1 protein-coding gene is annotated in these 1,337 nt (G+C 62.3%); it reads left to right on the top strand.

Going from position 1 to position 1,337, the window contains the following annotated elements; genetic code table 11:
• Positions 1–41: 41 nt before the first annotated feature.
• The coding region (locus QCE79_RS32810) for an ISNCY family transposase (RefSeq protein ID WP_309851596.1) at positions 42–1,337 on the top strand (1,296 nt) is incomplete at its 3' end.

Here is a 1,337-nt window from a genome sequence, read left to right on the forward strand (position 1 = left end):
CGGCGCAGGAGACCGCGATGGCTGCAACGGACACGATTACCATGTCGATGCGCGAGTTGGACCGATTCAAAGTGATTCAGTCAGTGGTCGACGGACTGCTCAAACCGTGGCGGGCCGCCGAGCGACTTGGACTGAGTACACGACAGGTGCGGCGTCTCAGTGCGCGGTTACGCGAACAAGGCGCGCCGGGCCTGGTTTCCGGCAAGCGCGGTCAAACGGGCAATCATCGTGTCGACGCGGGCTTGGCGGTCCGGGCCGTGGCCATCGTCAAAGAGCGCTATAGCGATTTTGGCCCGACGCTTGCCTGCGAGAAGCTGCGCGAGTGTCATGACATTCGGCTGGCCAAGGAAACCGTTCGGCGGCTCATGATCGGCGCCAGACTCTGGACGCCACGTCGACAGCGTCCTCCAAGGATCCATCAGCCGCGCAACCGTCGCTCGTGCTATGGCGAGCTGATCCAGATCGATGGCAGCGATCATCGCTGGTTCGAAGCTCGCGCGCCGGCGTGCACGCTGCTGGTGTTCATCGACGATGCCACCAGCCGTCTGATGACCCTGCACTTCACGGCCACCGAATCGACCTTCAGTTATTTCGAGGCAACGCGCCGCTACATCGAGCAGCACGGCAAGCCCTTGGCGCTGTATAGCGATAAAGCCAGTGTGTTCTCGCTCAACCGGGGCTCGCGCAAGGCTGACAAGGGGGTCACGCAGTTTGGCCGGGCCTTGTACGAGCTCAACGTCGAGACCCTGTGCGCCAACAGCAGTCAGGCGAAGGGGCGCGTGGAGCGTGCCAACTTGACCTTGCAGGATCGGCTCGTCAAGGAATTGCGGCTGCGCGAGATCAACACGTGGGAGGCTGCGAATGCTTATGCGCCCCACTTCATCGCCGACTTCAACGACCGTTTCGGCAAGCGCGCGAAGAGCGACTTTGACGCGCATCGTCCGGTGCGTGCCGACGAGGATCTCGATTCGATTCTGACGGCACGCGAATCTCGTTGCGTCTCGGCCTCGCTGACGGTGCAATACGATCGCGTGATGTACCTGCTTGAAGATTCGCCGGCGACGCGCGCCTTGATCCATCGCTATCTCGATGTGTACGAGTACCCGGACGGGCGCATCGAGATTTGGGCGAATGGCGCGGCGTTGCCCTGTCGACGTTATGATCGCCTGTCCCATGTCGACCAGGGCGCTGAGGTCGACAACAAGCGTCTTGGACACGTCCTTGCGCTGTCGAGGCAGGTGCAGATGGAGCGCGACAATCGCCCTATCAAGTCAGCGCCCTCACGCACCAATCGGGGCGAAGAGGTGCGCCCGAAGATGCGCGCCAACAACACGCGC

It is taken from the genome of Caballeronia sp. LZ003 (assembly GCF_031451465.1).
Taxonomy (GTDB): Bacteria; Pseudomonadota; Gammaproteobacteria; order Burkholderiales; family Burkholderiaceae; genus Caballeronia.